At 68.8% G+C, this 20,068-nt stretch carries 21 protein-coding genes; 7 read left to right on the top strand and 14 right to left on the bottom strand.

Features of this window, described 5'->3' with window-relative positions:
- The first annotated feature begins 81 nt into the window (after positions 1-81).
- Positions 82-912: an arylamine N-acetyltransferase family protein gene (locus tag BST44_RS19185; protein ID WP_083178686.1), complete on the top strand. Its 831-nt coding sequence runs from the start codon at positions 82-84 to the stop codon at positions 910-912.
- Here BST44_RS19185 and BST44_RS19190 read toward each other — a convergent pair.
- The 5 genes from BST44_RS19190 to fadD3 are packed head-to-tail and all read right to left on the bottom strand — an operon-like array spanning position 909 to position 6,633.
- Positions 909-2,066 carry a pyridoxal phosphate-dependent aminotransferase gene (locus tag BST44_RS19190; RefSeq protein WP_083178687.1) on the bottom strand — a complete coding sequence of 386 codons (1,158 nt, stop codon included), beginning with the start codon at positions 2,064-2,066 and terminating at the stop codon, positions 909-911. The genes BST44_RS19185 and BST44_RS19190 overlap by 4 nt on opposite strands.
- Positions 2,063-3,013, bottom strand: coding sequence for an acyl-CoA dehydrogenase IpdE2 (gene ipdE2 / locus BST44_RS19195; RefSeq protein ID WP_083178688.1), 951 nt, complete (start codon positions 3,011-3,013; stop codon positions 2,063-2,065). Before ipdE2 ends, BST44_RS19190 begins: the two co-directional genes overlap by 4 nt.
- Complete coding sequence (locus BST44_RS19200) at positions 3,010-3,954, bottom strand: acyl-CoA dehydrogenase family protein (RefSeq protein WP_083178689.1); 945 nt, start codon at positions 3,952-3,954, stop codon at positions 3,010-3,012. The genes ipdE2 and BST44_RS19200 overlap by 4 nt, the downstream gene beginning before the upstream one ends.
- Positions 3,951-5,096 (bottom strand): acyl-CoA dehydrogenase family protein, encoded by a 1,146-nt coding sequence (locus BST44_RS19205; RefSeq protein WP_083178690.1) that lies wholly within the window; start codon positions 5,094-5,096, stop codon positions 3,951-3,953. The genes BST44_RS19200 and BST44_RS19205 overlap by 4 nt, the downstream gene beginning before the upstream one ends.
- A 1-nt stretch (position 5,097) precedes the next feature.
- Positions 5,098-6,633, bottom strand: a complete 1,536-nt coding sequence (gene fadD3, locus BST44_RS19210) for a 3-((3aS,4S,7aS)-7a-methyl-1,5-dioxo-octahydro-1H-inden-4-yl)propanoate--CoA ligase FadD3 (protein ID WP_083178691.1) — start codon at positions 6,631-6,633, stop codon at positions 5,098-5,100.
- 106 nt (positions 6,634-6,739) lie between these two features.
- Here fadD3 and ipdE1 point away from each other — a divergent pair, with 106 nt between their 5' ends.
- The 4 genes from ipdE1 to fadA6 are packed head-to-tail and all read left to right on the top strand — an operon-like array spanning position 6,740 to position 10,514.
- A complete protein-coding gene (ipdE1, locus tag BST44_RS19215; RefSeq protein ID WP_083178692.1) occupies positions 6,740-7,888 on the top strand; it encodes an acyl-CoA dehydrogenase IpdE1 in 1,149 nt (382 codons plus the stop codon).
- Between the two features lie 28 nt (positions 7,889-7,916).
- Positions 7,917-8,705 (top strand): (5R,7aS)-5-hydroxy-7a-methyl-1-oxo-2,3,5,6,7,7a-hexahydro-1H-indene-carboxyl-CoA reductase, encoded by a 789-nt coding sequence (gene ipdF / locus BST44_RS19220; RefSeq protein WP_083178693.1) that lies wholly within the window; start codon positions 7,917-7,919, stop codon positions 8,703-8,705.
- Between the two features lie 44 nt (positions 8,706-8,749).
- Positions 8,750-9,352, top strand: coding sequence for a TetR family transcriptional regulator KstR2 (gene kstR2 / locus BST44_RS19225; protein WP_142274574.1), 603 nt, complete (start codon positions 8,750-8,752; stop codon positions 9,350-9,352).
- A 1-nt stretch (position 9,353) separates the two neighbouring features.
- Positions 9,354-10,514 (top strand): steroid 3-ketoacyl-CoA thiolase FadA6, encoded by a 1,161-nt coding sequence (gene fadA6 / locus BST44_RS19230; protein ID WP_083178695.1) that lies wholly within the window; start codon positions 9,354-9,356, stop codon positions 10,512-10,514.
- Positions 10,515-10,613: 99 nt separating this feature from the next.
- Here fadA6 and BST44_RS19235 read toward each other — a convergent pair whose 3' ends face one another.
- The 5 genes from BST44_RS19235 to echA20 are packed head-to-tail and all read right to left on the bottom strand — an operon-like array spanning position 10,614 to position 14,530.
- Positions 10,614-11,039 (bottom strand): PNPOx family protein, encoded by a 426-nt coding sequence (locus BST44_RS19235; RefSeq protein WP_083178696.1) that lies wholly within the window; start codon positions 11,037-11,039, stop codon positions 10,614-10,616.
- Between the two features lie 41 nt (positions 11,040-11,080).
- Positions 11,081-12,154, bottom strand: coding sequence for a (3aS,4S,5R,7aS)-5-hydroxy-7a-methyl-1-oxo-octahydro-1H-indene-4-carboxyl-CoA dehydrogenase (ipdC, locus tag BST44_RS19240; RefSeq protein ID WP_083178697.1), 1,074 nt, complete (start codon positions 12,152-12,154; stop codon positions 11,081-11,083).
- Entirely contained in the window at positions 12,151-12,894 is a 744-nt protein-coding gene (ipdB, locus tag BST44_RS19245) for a cholesterol ring-cleaving hydrolase subunit IpdB (RefSeq protein ID WP_083178698.1), read from the bottom strand. Before ipdB ends, ipdC begins: the two co-directional genes overlap by 4 nt.
- The gene (gene ipdA / locus BST44_RS19250) at positions 12,891-13,775 is read right to left on the bottom strand and encodes a cholesterol ring-cleaving hydrolase subunit IpdA (RefSeq protein WP_083178699.1); all 885 of its coding nucleotides are present in this window, start codon (positions 13,773-13,775) and stop codon (positions 12,891-12,893) included. The genes ipdB and ipdA overlap by 4 nt, the downstream gene beginning before the upstream one ends.
- Positions 13,772-14,530: a (7aS)-7a-methyl-1,5-dioxo-2,3,5,6,7,7a-hexahydro-1H-indene-carboxyl-CoA hydrolase gene (gene echA20 / locus BST44_RS19255; RefSeq protein ID WP_083178700.1), complete on the bottom strand. Its 759-nt coding sequence runs from the start codon at positions 14,528-14,530 to the stop codon at positions 13,772-13,774. The genes ipdA and echA20 overlap by 4 nt, the downstream gene beginning before the upstream one ends.
- A gap of 86 nt (positions 14,531-14,616) precedes the next feature.
- Here echA20 and BST44_RS19260 point away from each other — a divergent pair, with 86 nt between their 5' ends.
- Together BST44_RS19260 and BST44_RS19265 are read left to right on the top strand one after the other, a co-directional pair.
- Positions 14,617-15,375: an SDR family oxidoreductase gene (locus BST44_RS19260; protein ID WP_083178718.1), complete on the top strand. Its 759-nt coding sequence runs from the start codon at positions 14,617-14,619 to the stop codon at positions 15,373-15,375.
- A gap of 14 nt (positions 15,376-15,389) precedes the next feature.
- On the top strand, positions 15,390-16,295 hold the full coding sequence (locus BST44_RS19265) for an SDR family oxidoreductase (protein ID WP_083178701.1): 906 nt from the start codon (positions 15,390-15,392) through the stop codon (positions 16,293-16,295).
- 432 nt (positions 16,296-16,727) lie between these two features.
- Here BST44_RS19265 and BST44_RS19270 read toward each other — a convergent pair whose 3' ends face one another.
- The 4 genes from BST44_RS19270 to BST44_RS19285 form a co-directional block, all read right to left on the bottom strand.
- The gene (locus BST44_RS19270; RefSeq protein WP_142274575.1) at positions 16,728-17,525 is read right to left on the bottom strand and encodes a hypothetical protein; all 798 of its coding nucleotides are present in this window, start codon (positions 17,523-17,525) and stop codon (positions 16,728-16,730) included.
- A gap of 494 nt (positions 17,526-18,019) precedes the next feature.
- Positions 18,020-18,472, bottom strand: coding sequence for a nitroreductase family deazaflavin-dependent oxidoreductase (locus BST44_RS19275; RefSeq protein ID WP_083178703.1), 453 nt, complete (start codon positions 18,470-18,472; stop codon positions 18,020-18,022).
- Between the two features lie 9 nt (positions 18,473-18,481).
- Entirely contained in the window at positions 18,482-18,868 is a 387-nt protein-coding gene (locus BST44_RS19280; protein WP_083178704.1) for a DUF8021 domain-containing protein, read from the bottom strand.
- Between the two features lie 3 nt (positions 18,869-18,871).
- On the bottom strand, positions 18,872-20,035 hold the full coding sequence (locus BST44_RS19285; RefSeq protein ID WP_083178705.1) for a steroid 3-ketoacyl-CoA thiolase: 1,164 nt from the start codon (positions 20,033-20,035) through the stop codon (positions 18,872-18,874).
- Between the last annotated feature and the right edge of the window lie 33 nt (positions 20,036-20,068).

A 20,068-nucleotide genomic window follows, 5' to 3' on the forward strand; every position in this document is an offset into this window, starting at 1 on the left:
TTCGCTAGGGCTTGGTCGAAGAACGCATACCCGTTGGCGGCCGTCGCACGCCTGCGATGGCGTTGGCAGCAGAATGGCCCTATGACGCTGAACCTGGGCGAGTACTTCGATCGGATCGGCTATGGCGGCGCCGCGGCGCCCACCCTCGAGGTGCTGCAGGCCTTGGTGAGCTCGCACACCAAGGCGATCCCGTTCGAGAACCTCGATCCGCTGACGGGAGTGCCCGTCGACGACCTGAGCCCGGGCGTCCTCGCCGGCAAGCTGGTGCGCCGCGGCCGCGGCGGCTATTGCTACGAGCAGAACGGCTTGATGGGCTACGTGCTGGCCGAACTGGGCTTCCGGGTGCGGCGCCTGGCCGGGCGGGTGGTGTGGATGCGGCCGCCCGACGCGCCGGTGCCGGCGCAGACGCACACCGTGTTGGCGGTGACGTTTCCCGGCTCCCACGGCGCCTACCTGGTGGACGTGGGCTTCGGCGGGCAGACACCGACGTCGCCACTGCGCATCGAGACCGGCACCGTCCAGCAGACGACCCACGAGCCCTACCGGCTGGACGACCGCGGCGACGGCCTCGTCCTGGCGGCCCGGGTGCGCGGCGAGTGGCAGCCGCTCTACGAATTCGGCACCCGGACCGCGCCGGACATCGACCTGTTGGTGGGCAGCTGGTTCGTCTCCACCAACCCGTCGTCGCACTTCGTGACCGGGCTGACGGCCGCGCGCGTCACCGACGACGCCCGGTTGAACCTGGCCGGCCGAAACCTGGCCATCCATCGGGCCGACGCCAGCGAGAAGATCCGCCTGGACGACGCGGCGGCGGTGGTCGACACCCTCGCCGACCGGTTCGGCGTCAACGTGGCCGACCTGGGCGGCCGCGCCGCGCTCGAAGCCCGGCTCGACAAGATCCTGGACGCCTAGAGCCAGGGCCCGATCCGGCGCAGCGCCTCTTCGATGTCGGCCGTCGGCCCGGCGAACGACAGCCGGACGAACGAGTCGCCGTGCGCGGTGTCGAAATCGATGCCCGGTGCGATGGCAACCCCGGTGTCCGCCAACAGCTTCGAGCAGAACGCGCGCGAGTCGTCGGTGCGCTCCGAGACGTCGGCGTAGACGTAGAACGCGCCGTCGGTGGGCGCCAACCGGTCGATGCCGATCCGGCGCAGGCCGTCCAGCAGCAGCGCGCGGTTGGTCGCGTAGTGGTGCAGGTTGCCGTCGGCCTCGGCGATCGCCTCGGGCGTGAAGGCCGCCACCCCGGCGAGCTGCGAGAGCACCGGCGGGCAGATGGTGAAGTTGCCGGTCAGGCGGTCCACCGCGCGCAGCAGCGCCGGCGGCACCAGCATCCAGCCCAGCCGCCAGCCCGTCATCGCCCAGTACTTCGAGAAGCTGTTGACCACCACCGCGTCCCGAGACGTCTGCCAGGCGCAGCTGGTCTGCGGCGCCCCCTCGTACACCAGGCCGTGGTAGACCTCGTCGCTGATCAGCCGCACCCCGGACGTCCCGCACCACGACGCGATGGCGGCCAGCTCGGCCGGCGCGATCACGGTCCCGGTGGGATTGGCCGGGCTGGCCACGATCACCCCGTGCACCGGCGGGTCGAGCGCGGCGAGCATCTGCACGGTGGGCTGGAAGCGGGTGTCCGGCCCGCAGGGGATCTCGACCACCTCACATCCCAAGGCGGACAGGATGTTTCGGTAGCACGGATAGCCGGGGCTGGCCAGCGCCACCCGGTCACCCGCGTCGAAGCACGCCAGGAACGCGAGCAGAAACCCGCCGGAGGAACCCGTGGTGACCACGACGTCGTCGGGTTCGACCGAAAGCCCGTGCTGGCGTTGGTAATCCGCCGCTATCGCGGCGCGCAGCTCAGGCGTGCCCAGCGTCACGGTGTACCCCAACTCGTTGAGGTGCAGGGCGGAGGCAGCGGCCGCGCGCACCGGCTCGGGGGCTCCCACGCTGGGCTGGCCCGCCGACAGGTTCACCAGGTCGCCATGGCTGCGCTGGCGCTCGGCGGCCGCCAGCCACACGTCCATCACATAGAACGGCGGGATGGCGGCGCGGCCCGCGACGTGGTCGTTCACGACGGTTCGAGCACCTCGGCTTCCAGTCGCGCGAGCAGTTCTTGCGGGGTGTCCAGCAGGTGGGCGCTGCCGTGGGCGCGTTTGAAATACAGGTGCATGTCGTGTTCCCAGGTGATCGCGATCCCGCCGTGCAGCTGGATCCCCTCGGCGGCCGCGGCGCACAGCGCCTCGGTGGCGGCGAGGCGCGCGGTGGCCGCGGTGGCCGGGCCGGGGGCGTTGCATGCGTCCGCCACGACGGCCTTCGCCGCGGCGATCATGACGTACAGGTCGGCCATCCGGTGTTTGAGCGCCTGGAAGCTGCCGATCGGCCGGCCGAATTGCACTCTGTTCTTCGCGTATTCGACGGTCAGCTCCAGGCAGCGTTCGGCGGCGCCGATCTGCTCGGCGGCCAGCAGGATGGCCGCGGCCTCGGCGATGCCGGGATCGGCGCCGATCGCCTCGGTCTGCGCCGGTGCCACCCGCGCCAGCCGACGGGTCGGGTCCATGGTGACGACGGACTGCGCGCTGAAGCGGGTCCACCTGCTCAGCTGACCGTCCCCGGCGGCGACCACCACGTCAGCGATGTCGCCGTTGACCACGTAGTCGCGGTCGAGCACCAGCGCGCCGATCGACGCCCCCTCGGCGAGTTTCTCCAGCGCCTCGGCGTCGGGCTCGGGCGCGGCCAGCAGGGCGAGCTCGGCCAGCGTGCTGCCCAGCAGCGGGGAGGGGACCAGGGCGCGGCCCAGCTCCTGCAAGACCGTTGCGGCATCGGCCAGTTCGCCACCGGCGCCGCCCAGCTCCTCGGGGACGACCAGCGCGGCGGCGCCCACCTGCTCGCACAGCAGCTGCCACAACGATTCGTCGTAGCCGCGGTCGGACTCCATCGCCGCGCGCACCGCCGCCGGGTTGGCGTGCTTGGCCACCAGGGCCGCGACGGTCTCGCGCAGCATCTCCCGTTCTTCAGTCACAGTGCCTCCAGCAGTCGCCGCCGATGCGCCTCGGGAGTACCCCAGGCCGAACGCAACGCCTGCACCCGCAGCAACCACAGGGACAGGTCGTGCTCCTGGGTGAACCCGATCGCGCCGTGGGTCTGCAGCGCCGAGCGCGCCGCGAGCAGGCCCGCGTCGGACGCCGCCGCCTTGGCCGCACTGACGTCGCGGGGCTCCAGCGACAGGGCCGCGCCGTAGAGCAGCGGCCGGGCCAGCTCGATCGCGATGTGCACGTCGGCGAGCTTGTGCTTGATCGCCTGATACGAACCGATCACCCGGCCGAATTGCGCGCGCTGCTTGGCGTATTCGACGGTGTCGCGCAGCAGCGCCTCGGCCGCGCCCACCAGTTGCGCGGCGGTGGCAAGCGCCCCGAACTCGTAGGCGCGCCGGACGTCCGCCTGCCAAACCGGTCCGGTGGCGCTCACGTCGGAGAGGGGCCGGCTCGGGTCGACCGACTGGTGCCGGTCGCCCGGGGTCGCCTCGCTCACACCCTCGTCGGTGGCCAACAGCACCAGGCCGGCCGTCTCGGCATCCACCGCGCGCGGCGCCTGCGGCGGCAGGGCGACGGTGGCGATCAGCTCGCCGGAGGCCAGCGCGGCACAACGGTCGGCCTCATCGTCGGAGGCCAGCAAAACCGGTGCGACGGCGATGGATTCGGCCACCGGCCCGGGCACGCACCAGCGCCCCACGCGTTCGAGCGCGACCACCAGGTCGACCGGGTCCGCCCCGATGCCGTCGAATTTCTCCGGCACCGCCAGCGCGGTGACCCCGAGGTCGGCCAGCTGCCCCCACACCTTGCGGCCGGGCGCGGTGTCGCCCGCGGCCCAGGCGCGGATCGCGCCGGGCAGGTCGGCCGCGCCGAGCGCGGCGTCGATGCTGGCCGCGAAGTCGCGCTGCTGTTCGTCTAGCGCAAATTTCACTTCTTGCCCCCGGACTTTTCTCGCGGCAGCCCGAGCAGCCGCTCCGAGATGATGTTGCGCTGAATCTCGTTGGTACCGGCGTAGATCGGCCCGCCCAGCGCGAACAGCAGGCCATCGGTCCATCGGTCGGCAAGCTCACCGTCGGCGCCGAGGACGTCGAGCGCGGTCTGGTGCAACTCGACGTCGAGGTCGGACCAGAACACCTTGGTCACCGAGGATTCGGCGCCCAGCTCACCGCCCTCGGCCAGCCTGGTCACGGTGCCGAAGGTCTGCAGCCGGTAGGCCTGCGCCTTGATCCAGCCATCGGCGACCCGGTCGGCGAACGCCGGGGGCGAGCCGCTGTCCTTCCACAGTTGCACCAGGCGCTCGGCGGTCGCCAGGAAGCGGGCCGGGCTGCGCAGCGACATGCCGCGCTCGTTGCTCGACGTGCTCATGGCGGCCCGCCAGCCCTCGTTCGGGGTGCCGATCACGTCGTGGTCTGGAACGAACACATCGTCGAGGAAGATCTCGCCGAAGCCGGTGTCACCGCCCAGTTGGACGATGGGCCGCACGGTGACGCCCTTGGCCAACAGGTCGAACATGAAGTACGTCAGGCCGTTGTGCCGCTCGGCTTGCGGGTCCGACCGGAACAGCCCGAAACCCATCTCGGCGAACGGCGCCCGCGAGCTCCAGATCTTCTGCCCGTTGAGCAGCCAGCCGCCCTCGGTCCTGGTCGCGGTGGACCGCAGCGACGCCAGGTCACTGCCGGACTCCGGTTCCGACCACGCCTGCGCCCAGATCTGTTCGCCGCTGGCCATCTTCGGCAGGATGCGGTCCAGCTGCTCGGGGGTGCCGTGCGCGAACAGCGTCGGCGCCAGCATCGAGGTGCCGTTGGCGCTGGCCCGGCCCGGGGCCCCGGCGCGGAAGTACTCCTCCTCGAACACCACCCAGTGCAGCAGCGGGGCGTCACGGCCGCCGTACTTCTTCGGCCAGGTGATCACCGACAGCCCGGCGTCGAACAACACGCGGTCCCAGTGCCGGTGCTGGGCGAAGCCCTCGGCGTTGTCATAGGACTTCGTCGGGATCGATTCGGCGTTGGCCGACAAGAAGTCCCGCACCTCGGCCGCGAACGCCAGGGTCTCTTCGTCCAGTTGCAGATCCACTTCAGGTCCACTCTCGCAGTTGTGGCTTGACCACCTTGCCGCCCGGATTGCGCGGCAACGCGTCGACGAACCGCACCGACCGCGGTGCCTTGAAGTTCGCCAGATGTTCACGGGTGTAAGCGATCACCGATTGTTCGTCGAGGTCGGCGCCGGGCCGGGTGACCACGAACGCCCGGCCGACCTCGCCGAGGCGCTCGTCGGGGACGCCGATCACCGCGGCGTCGGCGATCCCCGGCATGCGGGCCAGCACCTGCTCGACCTCGGCGGGGTACACGTTGAAGCCGCCGCAGATGTACATGTCCTTGAGCCGGTCGGTGATGCGCAGGTTGCCGGCCGCGTCGACGGCGCCGATGTCGCCGGTGTGCAGCCAACCGTCGGCATCGATGGCCGCCGCGGTGGCGGCCGGGTCGTCGAGGTAGCCCAGCATCACGTTCGGCCCGCGCAGCAGCACCTCGCCGGCTTCGTCGGGAGTGCTTGCGTCGATGCGCAATTCGAAGTCGGCGAACGGGCGACCGCAGGTCGTGGCCACGGTGACCGCGTCGTCGTCGGCGCGGCACATGGTTCCCATGCCGTTGGCCTCGGTCAGCCCGTAGGCGGTCAGCACGATGTCGATGTCGAGTTCGGATTGCATGCGCTCGACCAGCACGACGGGCACGGTGGCCGCCCCGGTCACCGCGAACCGCAGCGAGCTCAGGTCGTAGTCCTTGCGTTGCGGATGGTCCAGCAGGGTCTGGTAGATGGTGGGTGGTCCGGGCAACACGGTGATGCGGTGCCGCTCGATCGCCTGCAGCGCGCACAGCGGGTCGAAGGTCAGGTGCGGTATCAGCGTCGCGCCGGTCTGCAGGCAGGCCAGGATCCCGGCCTTGTAGCCGAAGTTGTGGAAGAACGGGTTGATGCACAGGTAGCGGTCGTCGCTGGTGATCTTGCCGTTGGCGGCCCACGACGCCGAGGCCGACAGCGACTGCCGGTGCGCGCACAGCACGCCTTTGCTTCGGCCGGTGGTGCCCGACGTGAACAGGATGTCGCTGACGTCGTCGGCCGTCACGGCGGCGGCACGGGCTTCGACCGCGTCGAGATCGGTGCCGCGCAAGATGAAGTCGTCCCAGCTTCCGTCGTCGGCCTCGACGGGGATGCGCACGATGTGCCTCAGCGCGGGCAGGGCTTCCCGAGCCAGATCGGCGACGCGGTCGTGGCCGAGGAACCGGCCCATCCCGAACAGCACGGGCGCACCGGTGCGGGCCAGGATGTCACCGGCCTCCTCGGCGGTGTAGCGGGTGTTCAGGGGGACCATCGCCGCCCCGGCGTGGTGGATCGCCAGGCAGGCGATGACCCAGTGCCAGGTGTTCGGCGACCAGATCGCCACCCGGTCCCCGGCGGCGACGCCGAGGTCGATCAGGGCGGCGGCGGCGCGGTGCACCTCGTCGCGCAGGGCGGCCGAGGTGAACGACCGTTCGTCGGTGATCAACGCGTCGTGACCGGGCAGTTGCCGCACCAACCGATCGAGCGCCGCGGTTACGGTGCGCGGATCGTGGGTCATCGGCGACGCTCCTACCTGAATTGCTCGGTTCCTCCTCACGCCGTTGCGCGGCGCGCATCGTCACCGAGCTGACAAAGCAAGTGCTTGGTAGGTTAGCCTACAGGGCATGCAGGACGTCGAGGAGTTCCGGGCGGAGGTCCGCGGTTGGCTCGCCGACAATCTGGTCGGCGAATTCGCGGCCCTCAAGGGCCTTGGCGGGCCGGGGCGCGAGCACGAGGCGTTCGAAGAGCGCCGGGCGTGGAACCAGCATCTCGCCAAGGCCGGACTGACCTGCCTGGGCTGGCCGGTCGAACACGGCGGCCGCGGGCTGTCCACCGCGCACCGGGTGGCCTTCTACGAGGAGTACGCCCGCGCCGACGCCCCGGACAAGGTCAACCACTTCGGCGAGGAGTTGCTCGGCCCCACGCTGATCGCCTTCGGGACGCCCGAGCAGCAGCAGCGCTTCCTGCCCAAGATCCTCGACGTCACCGAGCTGTGGTGCCAGGGCTACTCCGAACCCGGCGCCGGCAGCGACCTGGCCAACGTGTCGACCACCGCCGAGCTGGACGGCGACGAGTGGGTGATCAACGGCCAGAAGGTGTGGACCTCGTTGGCGCACTGGGCGCAGTGGTGCTTCGTGGTGGCCCGCACCGAGAAGGGCTCCAAGCGGCATGCCGGGCTGTCCTACCTGCTGGTGCCGCTGGATCAGCCCGGGGTGCAGGTCCGCCCGATCATCCAGCTGACCGGCGACTCGGAATTCAACGAGGTTTTCTTCGACGACGCGCGCACCGAGGCCGGACTGGTGGTGGGCGAGCCCGGCGACGGTTGGCGGGTCGCCATGGGCACGCTGACCTTCGAGCGCGGCGTCTCAACGCTCGGGCAGCAGATCCGTTATGCCCGTGAGCTATCCAATCTGGCCGACCTCGCGCGGCGCAACGGCGCCGCCGACGACCCCTTCATCCGGGAGCGGCTGGCCCGGGCGTGGACGGGGTTGCGGGCCATGCGTTCGTACGCGCTGGCCACCATGGACGTTGAACAGCCCGGCCAGGACAACGTGTCAAAGTTGTTGTGGGCCAACTGGCATCGCGATCTGGGGGAGCTGGCGATGGACGTGATCGGCAAGCCGGCCCTGACCCTTTCGGACGGCGAATTCGACGAATGGCAGCGGCTTTTTCTGTTCACCCGCGCCGACACCATCTATGGCGGCTCGAACGAGATCCAGCGCAACATCATCGCCGAGCGGGTGCTCGGCCTGCCCCGGGAAGGTCGAGGATGAGCGCTTGCGCGAAGACGGAGGAGGAAGCATGAGCCTGTCCGAAGCTCCGAAAGAGGTTGCCGGGCACGGGCTTCTGCAAGGAAAGGTGGTCGTCGTCACCGCGGCGGCGGGCACCGGGATCGGCTCCGCGACGGCGCGCCGGGCCCTGATGGAGGGTGCCGACGTGGTGGTGTCCGACCACCACGAACGGCGGCTGGGGGAGACCGCCGACGAGCTGTCCGCGCTGGGCTTGGGCCGGGTCGAGAGCGTGCTTTGCGACGTGACATCCACCGCGCAGGTGGACGCGCTGATCGCGTCGACCACCGCCCGGATGGGCCGGCTCGACGTCTTGGTCAACAACGCCGGACTCGGCGGCCAGACCCCGGTGGTCGACATGACCTACGACGAGTGGGACCGTGTCCTGAACGTGACGCTGTCGTCGGTGTTCCGGGCCACCCGCGCGGCGCTGCGCTACTTCCGCGAGGCCGGCCACGGCGGCGTGATCGTCAACAACGCCAGCGTCCTGGGCTGGCGGGCGCAGCACTCGCAGTCGCACTATGCGGCCGCCAAGGCCGGCGTGATGGCGTTGACCCGTTGCAGCGCAATCGAAGCCGTCGAATACGGGGTGCGGATCAACGCGGTGTCCCCGAGCATCGCCCGGCACAGGTTCCTGGACAAGACCACCTCGGCCGACCTGCTGGACCGGCTGTCCGCCGGCGAGGCGTTCGGGCGGGCCGCCGAGCCCTGGGAGGTGGCGGCCACCATCGCGTTCCTGGCCAGCGAGTACTCCAGCTACCTGACCGGCGAAGTCATCTCGGTCTCCAGTCAGCATCCGTAAGCCACTGGCTGGCCAAGCAAGCGCTTGGTTGATATCCTGATCCGGTGGACCGAGTGGCCGGTCAGGCAAACAGCCGCCGCGACGAGTTGTTGGAGCTCGCCGCGACCATGTTCGCGGACCGCGGATTGCGGGCCACCACCGTGCGCGACATCGCCGACGGCGCCGGCATCCTGTCCGGCAGCCTCTATCATCATTTCTCCTCCAAGGAGCAGATGGTCGACGAATTGCTGCGCAGCTTCCTGGACTGGTTGTTCGCCCGTTACCGCGAGATCGTGCAGAGCGAGGCGAATCCGCTGGAGCGGCTCAAGGGGCTGTTCATGGCCTCGTTCGAGGCGATCGAGCATCGGCACGCGCAGGTCGTCATCTACCAGGACGAGGCGCAACGGCTGTTGTCGCAGCCCCGGTTCTCCTACATCGAGGACATGAACCGCCAGCAGCGCAAGATGTGGGTCGAGGTGATCAACCAGGGCATCGACGAGGGCTACTTCCAGCCCGACCTCAACGTCGATCTCGTCTACCGTTTCATTCGTGACACCACGTGGGTGTCGGTCCGCTGGTATCAGCCCGGCGGCCCCCTCACGGCACAGCAAGTGGGTCAGCAATACCTCGCCATCGTGTTGGGCGGGATCACCAAAGAAGGAGTCTGAAATGCCGGAGGCGTACGTCATCGACGCTGTGCGTACCGCGGTGGGCAAGCGCAACGGATCGCTGGCCGGGGTGCATCCCGTCGACCTCGGCGCCTACGCGTGGCGCGGATTGCTCGACCGGGTCGACGTCGACCCGGCCGCCGTCGACGACGTGATCGCCGGCTGTGTGGACGCCATCGGGGGGCAGGCGGGAAACATCGCCCGGCTTTCGTGGCTGGCCGCGGGCTACCCCGAAGAGGTCCCCGGCGTCACCGTGGACCGGCAGTGCGGGTCTAGCCAGCAGGCGATTTCGTTTGGGGCACAGGCGATCATGGCCGGCACCGCGGATCTCATCGTGGCCGGCGGCGTGCAGAACATGAGCCAGATCCCGATCTCGTCGGCCATGACCGTCGGCGAGCAATTCGGGTTCACCTCGCCGACCAACGAGTCCAAGCAGTGGCTGCACCGCTACGGCGACCAGGAGATCTCCCAGTTCCGCGGCTCGGAGCTGATCGCCGAGAAATGGAACCTGTCCCGCGAGGAGATGGAGCGGTACGCGCTCGCCAGCCACGAGCGCGCGTTCGCCGCGATCCGCGGCGGTCACTTCGACAACGAAATCCTCACCGTCGAAACGGAGTCCGGGCCGTTCCGGGTCGACGAGGGGCCACGTGAGTCGTCGCTGGAGAAGATGGCCGGGCTGAAGACGCTCGTCGAGGGCGGCCGGTTGACGGCGGCGATGGCCAGCCAGATCTCCGACGGCGCCAGCGCGGTGCTGCTCGCCTCGGAGCAGGCGGTCAAGGACCACAAGCTGACCCCGCGCGCTCGCATCCACCACATCAGTGCCCGCGCCGCCGACCCGGTGTTCATGCTGACCGGCCCGATCCCGGCCACCCGCTACGCGCTGGACAAGGCCGGCCTGTCCATCGACGACATCGACACCGTCGAGATCAACGAGGCGTTCGCCCCGGTGGTCATGGCCTGGCTCAAGGAGATCAAGGCCGACCCCGAGAAGGTCAACCCGAACGGCGGCGCGATCGCCCTCGGGCATCCACTGGGCGCCACCGGAGCGAAGCTGTTCACCACCATGCTCAACGAACTCGAGCGCGTCGGCGGCCGCTACGGCCTGCAGACGATGTGCGAGGGCGGCGGCACCGCCAACGTCACCATCATCGAGCGGCTGTAGGACAAGCGGCCCGGTCTGCTGTCCCACGACACATAACCTACGGAGACGACACGCCGAAAAAGATGCGCGTCGTTTATATCTCGACGAACGGCGCCGCACTCAATTCGGCGGCGAAGCGTCCCGGACCCTGAGGTAGTGCGCGATGCCGAGTCGGGCGAAGGTGCGTTTCCGGTCGGCTGAGAGCATCGGCAAGGCCGCCTCGGCGTCGATCACCTCGGGCTGCGCGACGTCGTAACTCTCGCCCTGGGCGGAAACGTTCGCTTGTCCCGCGGCGAGGACGTTCTGCAACCAGTCCACTCCGGTGCCGTACGGCAGCGGTATGAGGAACCCGTCGGCCGTCCGGTCGGCGACGACCGGCGTGGCGTATTGCTTGCCCGACCGTCGCCCGGTGTGGCGAATGACCGATGCGTACCAGTGTTTGTGCCCGGCCAGGCGCAGCATCAGGGGGTTGAGCAGGTATCTGTTGGAGACACGGATCGCGCCGAGCAACGGCTTCGGCCACGCTTCGGGTAGTAGCGCACTCATGACTCCACGATGACCGCGGGCCCGCGCCGAAGCCAGGGTCTTTAGTCGCCTTCGACCAAGGCCGACGCCGACCGCAGGTGCGTGATCGCGTCACGGACGATCGCATCGATCAGCTCGGCGCACGACGGCAGGTCCTCCAGGATGCCGGCCACCTGGCCCGACGCGAGCACCCCGGCCTCGGTGTTGCCCTCGACCAGCCCGGCCTTCAACAGCATCGGGGTGTTGGCCGCCATGACCACCTGCGACCAGGTCAGCTCCTTGCCGTGGCGCATGGCCATGCCGTCGCGGATCATCGACCGCCACGTCATCTGCGACATGTGCTTGAACTTCGCCGCATTACGCACGGCCGCGGTGAGACCCCTTACCGGCGATCCGCTTTCCAGTCGCTCGACCAGCCCGGTGCGCAGCACGCGGTGCGGCATCCCGTCGACGCGCGTGGTGACCACGGTGCCGTCCAGCGCCGCGTCCAGGTAGCGCCGCTTGACCGAGTCGGGCACGGTCGAATCGGAGGTCAGCAGGAAGCGCGTGCCCATCGCCACGCCGGCGGCACCGTAGCTCAACGCGGCCGCGAGCCCGCGCCCGTCGAAGAACCCGCCCGCCGCGATCACCGGGATGCCGGTGCCCGCCACGGCGTCCAGCACCGACGGCAGCAGCAGCGTCGTGGCGACCGGGCCGGTGTGGCCGCCGCCCTCGCCGCCCTGCACGATCATCGCGTCGGCGCCCCAGGCCGCGACCTTGCGCGCGTGCTTGGCGGCGCCGATCGACGGGATGACCACGGCGCCAGCCTCTTTCAGCCTCGCGATCAGCTCCTGCTTGGGCGCCAGGGCGAACGACGCCACCTTCACGCCCTCGCGGATCATCAGGTCGACGCGGTCGCCGGCGTCCGCGGCGTCGGCGCGGATGTTCACGCCGAACGGCTTGTCGGTGGCGGCCTTGACCTTGCCGATGGCCGTCGCCAGCTCGTCGAGCGTCATGGTGGCCGAGGCCAGGATGCCCAGCCCGCCCGCGTTGGCGGTGGCGGCCACCAGGCGGGCGCCGGCCACCCAGCCCATCCCGGTTTGCACCACCGGATGCTCGACGCCGACCAGCTCGGTCAGCGGCGTGCGCAGCTTCACCGTATCTCCCTGTCGCGCAACGACTTCGGATCGATCACCTCGCGCATCAGGCGGAGTTCCTCGTCGGACGGCAGCCGGGTCTCGACGGCGTCGTCCACGCCGTGCACCTCGAACGAGGTGGCCTCGCGGACGTCGTCGGGCGCCACCCCGGGATGCAGCGACAGCGCGCGCATCGTGTGGTCGGGGCCGCCGAAGTCGAACACACCCAGGTTGGAGACGACCCGGTAGGGGTTGGCGAACCGGAACGCCGGGTTGTCCGGGTCGATCTTGTCCCAGCCGATGCCGCAGACCACGTCGACGGCCTCGCAGAACACCCGCTTCGAGTGGTTGCCCACCCAGTAGCTGGTGGCGTGATTGATGGCGTTGCCGGGCGCGCCGCGCAGCCCGAACATCTGCCGGGTCGGGCGTTGCAGCGGGCCGAACGCCGAGATGTTCTGATTGCCGAAGCGGTCAACCTGGTTGGCGCCCATCACCACGTGTCGCCGCCCCCACGCCAGCGTCTCGAACACCCGGCCGAACGGCATCCAGCCCTCGACGGGTCCGGCTTTGCCCAGCGCGGGGGTGTCGGCCAGCAGCTGCGCCTCGCCGTCGGTGAGCACGATGTCGGGGGAGAAGGTCAACCGCGCCAGCCGGGCCCCGACCGAGGCCATGTTGGTCATCGGGCTGATCATGATTTCGCCCGCGTCCCGGAACAATTCGGCGCAGGCGACTGCGCACACTTCGGCGCGGGTGCTGCTCACTTGGCGGCCTCCTCTGCGAACGCGCGAACCGCGGCCTGGTAGTCGTCCTCGCCGCCGGACAGGTAGGTCGCGACGAACTGCCGCCAGCCCTCTTCGGTGGACGCCGCCTCGGCGTAATGCCGCTGAAACTTCTCGTCCCGGCCGTAATCCGGCGCGGCCGTAGTGAAGTGGGCGCCGCCCGGCGCCTCCACCACGGAGTCGACCATCATCCGGTTCACCAGCAACGCCTGCGGGGGAACGGCCTTGACCAGCTCCTCGGTGGAGACGACGCGCTCCACGGACAGGTAGCGCCGCTCGGCGGCCATCAGGAACAGGTCGTCGAAGTAGGGATCGATCCCGGTGTAAGCGGCATTGCCCCGGCAGTCACCGAGATTGAGGTGCACGAAGGCGGCGTCCAGGCGCAGGGCCGGCATCGCGACCAGAGTTTCGTGACCGCCGCCGGGTGCGGGGTAGGGGCTGGTCACCGTCCGCAGCTCGCCCTCCCAGAAGTCGGGCACCGAACTGCCCAGCCCGGCCCGGATCGGCAGGAACGGCAGGCGTTGCGCGGCGGCTTGCAGGCCGCAGCGCAGCATGCCCTCGTCCATCTCGCGCGCCTCGATCGCGCCGCTGGTGCGCGCCTTGGCGAACCAGGGGTCATAAAACGGCGGGGAGTCCAGCGAGACGAAGCCGTAGTAGACCCGCTTGACCTTGCCGGCCGAGCACAGCAGTCCCAGGTCCGGCCCGCCGTAGGTGACCACCGTCAAATCCTTGACGTCGGTGCGCAGCATGGCTCGCACGAACGCCATCGGCTTGCGGCGCGAACCCCAACCGCCGATGCCGATCGTCATGCCGCTGCGAAGCTGCGCGACGGCCTCGTCGAGGGTGGTTCGCTTGTCGGTCAAGACTTCTCACCCTTCGTCGTACCCGCGAACGCGTCGCGGTGCTCGTCGGCGACACCGGCCAGATTGAGTTCGAACGTAAAGCCTTGTTCCATGCGGTAACTCGAGTTGACCCGCTGCACGTCGATGAGGTTGAGCGCTTCCTTGGCCGCGCGGATGACGCGGGTGTCCTTGGCGGCGATGTCGCGGGCAACTCGCAACGCGGCCTCGTCGAGTTGGTCGCGCGGCACCACCTCGTGCACCGAACCGAAGTGGTGCAGGGTGGCGGCGTCCACGGTGGCGGCGGTGAAGAACAGCCGCCGCATCAGGTGCTGAGGCACCAGCCGGGACAGGTGGGTGGCCGCGCCCAGGGCGCCGCGCTCCACCTCGGGCAGCCCGAAGGTGGCGTCGTCGGAGGCGACGATGACGTCGGAGTTGCCGACCAGCCCGATGCCGCCGCCGACGCAGAACCCGTTCACGGCGGCGACGACCGGTACCGCGCACTCATACACCGCGCGGAAGGCGGCGAAGCAACCGCGGTTGGCGTCGATCAGCGCGGTGAATCCCTCGGTGCGCTGCATCTCCTTGATGTCGACCCCGGCGTTGAAGCCGCGGCCCTCCGCCCGCAGGATGACGACGTGGGTCTCGGGGTCGTGGCCGGCGGCCGTGATCACGTCGGCCAGCTCGAACCAGCCGCGCGACGGGATGGCGTTGACCGGGGGAAAGTCGACGGTGACCGCGACGATGCCCGGCTCGGGGGTGGTGGATGTGATGGGCAAGGTGCCACTTCCTTGTGGGGTAACTACCTAAGCAAGCACTTGCTTGGTACGCTAGCACAGTGACTCGCGCCGAAGCACCCGACGCCATCAACTTGGGGCTGGCCGGGCGGGTGGTTCTGGTCACCGGCGGGGTTCGCGGGGTGGGCGCGGGGATCAGCGCGGTCTTCGCCGGGCAGGGCGCGACCGTGATCACCTGCGCGCGCAGGGCGGTCGAGGGCTTGCCGCACGAGTTCCACTCCTGCGACATCCGCGACGACGACGCCGTCAAGGCGCTGATCGACGCCGTCGTCGACAAGCACGGCCGGCTCGACGTCGTGGTCAACAACGCCGGCGGTTCGCCGTACGTGCTGACCGCGGAGTCCAGCGCGAAGTTCAACCGCAAGATCATCGAGCTGAACCTGATTGGCGCCCTGTCGGTCTCGCAATACGCGAACGCTCACATGCAGACCCGGGACAGCGGCGGGTCGATCATCAACATCTGCAGCCTCAGTGGTCGCCGGCCGTCCCCGGGCACCGGCGCGTACGGGGCGGCCAAGGCCGGCCTGGAAAGCCTCACGCAGACCCTGGCGGTGGAGTGGGGTCCGAAGGTGCGGGTGAACGCCTGCGTGGTCGGCATGGTGGAGACCGAGCAGTCCGAACTTTTCTATGGCGACGCCGAGTCCATCGCGGCGATATCGAAGAACGTGCCGCTGGGCCGGCTGGCCAAGCCGGAGGACGTCGGTTGGGCCGCGGCCTTTTTGGCGTCGGAAGCGGCGTCCTACATCAGCGGCGCATCGCTGGAGGTGCACGGCGGCGGCGAGCCGCCGCACTACCTGGCCACCACCAACGCCAGCGCGATCAAGTAGAGGAGAAACGAACAATGGGAGTGGTTGACGGCCGCGTCGTCATCGTCACCGGAGCGGGCGGCGGTATCGGTCGCGCGCATGCGCTGGCCTTCGCGGCCGAAGGGGCGCGCGTGGTGGTCAACGACATCGGGGTGGGCCTGGACGGTTCACCGGCCGGCGGGGGCAGCGCCGCCCAGGGCGTGGTGGACGAAATCACCGCGGCCGGTGGGGAAGCCGTCGCCAACGGATCCAACATCGCCGACTGGAACGAAGCCGCCGGCCTGATCCGGACCGCCGTCGACACCTTCGGCGGCCTCGACGTATTGGTGAACAACGCCGGCATCGTCCGCGACAGGATGATGGCCAACACCAGCGAGGAGGAGTTCGACGCCGTCATCGCCGTGCACCTCAAGGGTCATTTCGCCACGATGCGGCACGCCGCGTCGTACTGGCGCGGTCTGTCCAAAGAGGGCAAGACCGTCGACGCGCGGATCATCAACACCAGTTCGGGCGCCGGCCTGCAGGGCAGCGTCGGGCAGGGCAACTACAGCGCCGCCAAGGCCGGGATCGCGGCGATGACGCTGGTCGGCGCCGCCGAGATGGGCCGCTACGGCGTCACGGTCAACGCCATCGCGCCGTCGGCCCGCACGCGCATGACCGAGACCGTCTTCGCCGACATGATGGCAACGCAGGACCAGGATTTCGACGCCATGGCGCCGGAGAACGTGTCGCCGTTGGTGGTGTGGCTGGGCAGCGCCGAATCGCGCGACGTCACCGGAAAGGTGTTCGAGGTCGAGGGCGGCAAGATCCGGGTCGCCGAGGGCTGGGCGCACGGGCCGCAGATCGACAAGGGTGCCAGGTGGGACCCCGCGGAACTGGGGCCCGTCGTCACCGACCTGCTGGCCAAGGCGCGCCCGCCGGTGCCTGTCTACGGCGCTTAGGGCGAGCCCCGCAAGCGCGGTGACGAGGTCGGCGAAGACTGCGCCGCGGTTTCCTGCGACTGGATATCGTCGACGCCCAAATCTCTTCGATGCCGATGTATTTCAGCACCAGCGCCAAATCGGACGCCTGGATCTCACCCGTGTCGGTGAGGGGCTGCCCGGGAATCATGGCGTTGATCGCCGTGATGTCGCCGGACTCGCCGTGCCGAATGAAGTCCAACACGATCGACTCGTCGTCGGTCGAGGCTGGCGCTGGCCCCTTAGCCCATAAGCGTTTCGGCACTAGGCCAACCACAAACCACACCCCTGCTCCGGCCGATCATCAGCGACCTCGCGGCTACCGCGATCGGTCGTCAGCCGCTAACTTTCTCGCTGGACTGACCGATGGAGGTCTGCTTGTTGTTGTAGTTGACCGTGCACTTCACCGTTGTCTCATAGCTGGTGCCCAGGGGGGGGCCACAACATGTCAGTAATCGCACCGGTGCTGTTCGCAGCGACGTCGATGCTTCTATCGACCTCTTGCGGCCCGAATCCACCGGATTTCGTGGCGGTGTAGCTGCATTTGGCGGGCAGACTGGAATTGTTGGTGATAGCCACGCGGGCATTGAGTCCATTCCGTGAGATGTTCACCGCGACGGCGTTCGTCGGCGCGCCGCACTGCTGGCCGGCTGGGACGGTGTCCGTCACCGAACCGGCCGGGCATTTCACCGGCGCTGCCGGAGCCGGCGCTGCGGCGCAATTCGAGCCGGGAGGAAGAGTCTTTCCCGCGTCCGGTCCACCGGTGCATCGCACGGGCGCCGGCGCGGGCGCGGGTGCGGGCGGTGCCGCCGCCGCAGGCGGCACATACGTATAGTCCGACCAGGCGCCGCAATCATCCGTACCCGGGAAGTGTTTGCGGCAGCCCTGGATCGAGAAGGTTTGCGGCTTCGTACTTGCAGGGATAGTAAAGGACGCGGTGTTGTCGCACCCCTTGCTGAGCTCGGGTTGCATGAAATAACCCAGGCCGTTGAGATGGATCACATCCCCAGCCTCATCTCCGTGCACGCGCGGGCACCCGGAAACGATGCAGGTCGGTTCGTGCGGACCGTTGGGCGTACAGGTCACGCTGTATCCATTCGGCAGCGTGTCGGCGCTGGCGGTTGGCACCATCGACGGTGTGGCATCGGCGATTCCGAACAGACAGGCCGTGGCGACCAGGACCCCGAAACGTTTCGTCATTTGTTTAGCCACGGCAGTGCCTTCCGAAATGTGTGTGGCGCAGGTTCGTCCGCGTCAGACTTTGTCCAGCCTATGGCCGCCAGGTTGGCCGGACCAATAAGGAGTTTCCCTACAAGTTCGGCCGATCCGCAGCTAACAGTGCCCGTCAAATCCATGCCGTTCCCAAGGATCGACGACCTCAGAACGAGGCGACTTACATTGGCCTGGCATCGACGACGGTCGGCACGGTGGAATACATGAAACAGCCGGGAGCGGCGGGGGCCGGGGCGACGATCGTCAATGCAGCGGACAAATACCGCTGAGCTCAGCGGCGCCCTGCCGGCTACCCGGACGGAAAGCTACATCGAAAGCGTAGCCACCTCACTTCGTCGACGTCACGGAGGCAAACCAACCGGGCGCCCAACCGGCCGCCCGTACCGCGGAATACATATGAGCGCGCGCAAAGTATTTCGTCTGGTAAGACGAGAGAACGTGGGTTGCGGAACCCGTGAATCACGTGTCTGGCGTTACGGGTCGCAGATCACGACGGGGATGACGCGATCCGTCCAAGACCGGTAGTCGTCGAACGACGGGTACATGGCGTCGAGCTTCGGCCAGTACTCCGCGCGCTCAGCCTCGGTGGCATCGCGGGCCTGCAGTTGCAGCACCTCGTCCTTGATCTGCACGGACACTTTGGGATTGGCCTTCAGATTGAGGTACCACAGCGGGTGCTTGTCGCTGCCGCCCTTCGATGCGACCAATACCACCCGGTTCCCTTCACGCAGGTAGAGCAGCGGGCTCACCCGCGGCTCACCGGTCTTGCGGCCCGTCGTGGTGAGCAGCGCGACGGGAGCGTTCTGGAAGGTGCCGCCGAACCTCCCGTTGCTCAGCCGGTAGATCCACGTGTTGCCCTTTGCCATCCATTTGATGATGAAGCCGACCCAGGGTGCGTTCAACGAGCGTGGCTTGGGTTTGGGCATGAGGTTTCCTTAACGCTGGATGAACGGTCGGAAGCGAACCTGGATGTGGTGGATCTCTGCTCTGCCGCTTGGGTTTTCGGCAGGAATCACGAACGTCTCGTCGACCCGTGCGGCCAACCGCCGACCGCCCCACGCCGCCTTGGTCAGCACGGCATACGCCGCATGCACCCGGTCGCCGTCCACCCGGTAGTCCGGCGGCGTCGCGCCCGCGATCACGCGGTACTGAGCCCCACGATTAAGGCTGCGCCGCAAGTGATTACCCGAGAACCCGTTCTTGATCCCCTGCTCGATGCGGGTGCAGCCGGCAGCGAAGGGCACGGAATCGCCGTCGTGGCTGACCAGCGCGTCGATGTAGGACTGCGCCGCGGCGATACGGCTCTCCTCCGAGACGATCAAGTGCTAGATGCGCTCGATGATGGTGCCGGTCGAGAGCGCACCGCCCGCGCACATGGTGATGAGCGCGGTGGTCTGGTCGGTGCGCTCCAGCTCGTGCAGCGCCGTGGTGATCAGCCGGCTGCCGGTGCTGCCCACCGGGTGGCCCAGCGCGATGGCCCCACCGTTCACGTTGACCTTGTCCATGTCGGGGTTGTGGACGCGCGCCCAGGACAGCACGACCGACGCGAACGCCTCGTTGATCTCGGTGATGTCGATGTCGCCCATCTTCATGCCGGCCTTCTCCAGCACCTTGGCCGTCGACTGCACAGGGCCGTCCAGGTGGTAGTAGGGCTCGGCGCCGACGAGCGCCTGGCTGACGATGCGGGCACGCGGCCGCAGCCCGAGAGCCTTGGCCTTGTCTTCGTCCATCCACAGCACGGCCGCGGCCCCGTCGGAAATCTGCGACGACGTTCCCGCCGTGTGGATCCCGCCCTCGATGACCGGCTTCAGCGAGCTGAGTCCCGACAGCGTGGTGTCGCGCAGGCCCTGGTCGCGGGAGATGGTGACCCGTTCCGACGTCGGTTGCTTGTTCTCGTCCAGCGCCGGCGCCTCGATCGGGGAGATCTCGCGGTCGAAACGACCTTCTTCCCAGGCCTGCTTGGCCTTCGCCTGCGATTGGTAGCCGAACTCGTCGATGTCCTCGCGGGTGATGCCCCGCCGCTTGGCGATCCGCTCGGCCGCGGTGAACTGGTCGGGCAGGTCGATGTCCCACGACGCGGGCCGCAGGATGCTGCGGTCGGGGCCGGCGTTGGCGCCCAGGCCGACGCGGCTCATCGCCTCGATGCCGCACGCGATGCCGATGTCGATGGCGCCCGCCGCGATCAAACCGGCGACCAGGCCGTTGGCCTGCTGCCCGCTGCCGCACTGGCAGTCGACGGTCATCGCGCCGACGTGCTCGGGCAGGCCGGCGACCAGCCAGCTAACCCGGCTGATGTTGTTGGACTGCTCGCCGAACTGTGTCACGCAGCCGCCGATGACCTGTTCGACGTCGCCGGCGTCGATGCCGGCCTTCTCCACCAGAGCCTTCTGCACCGCACCAAGCAGCTCGGTGGCGTGCAGTCCTGACAGCCACCCGTTGCGTTTGCCGATCGGGCTGCGGGTGGCTTCGACGATTACCGGGTTACCCATTCCGTCAGGCTAGAACACGTTTCATTACTCTGA

Source organism: Mycobacterium scrofulaceum (assembly GCF_002086735.1).
Classification (GTDB): domain Bacteria; phylum Actinomycetota; class Actinomycetes; order Mycobacteriales; family Mycobacteriaceae; genus Mycobacterium; species Mycobacterium scrofulaceum.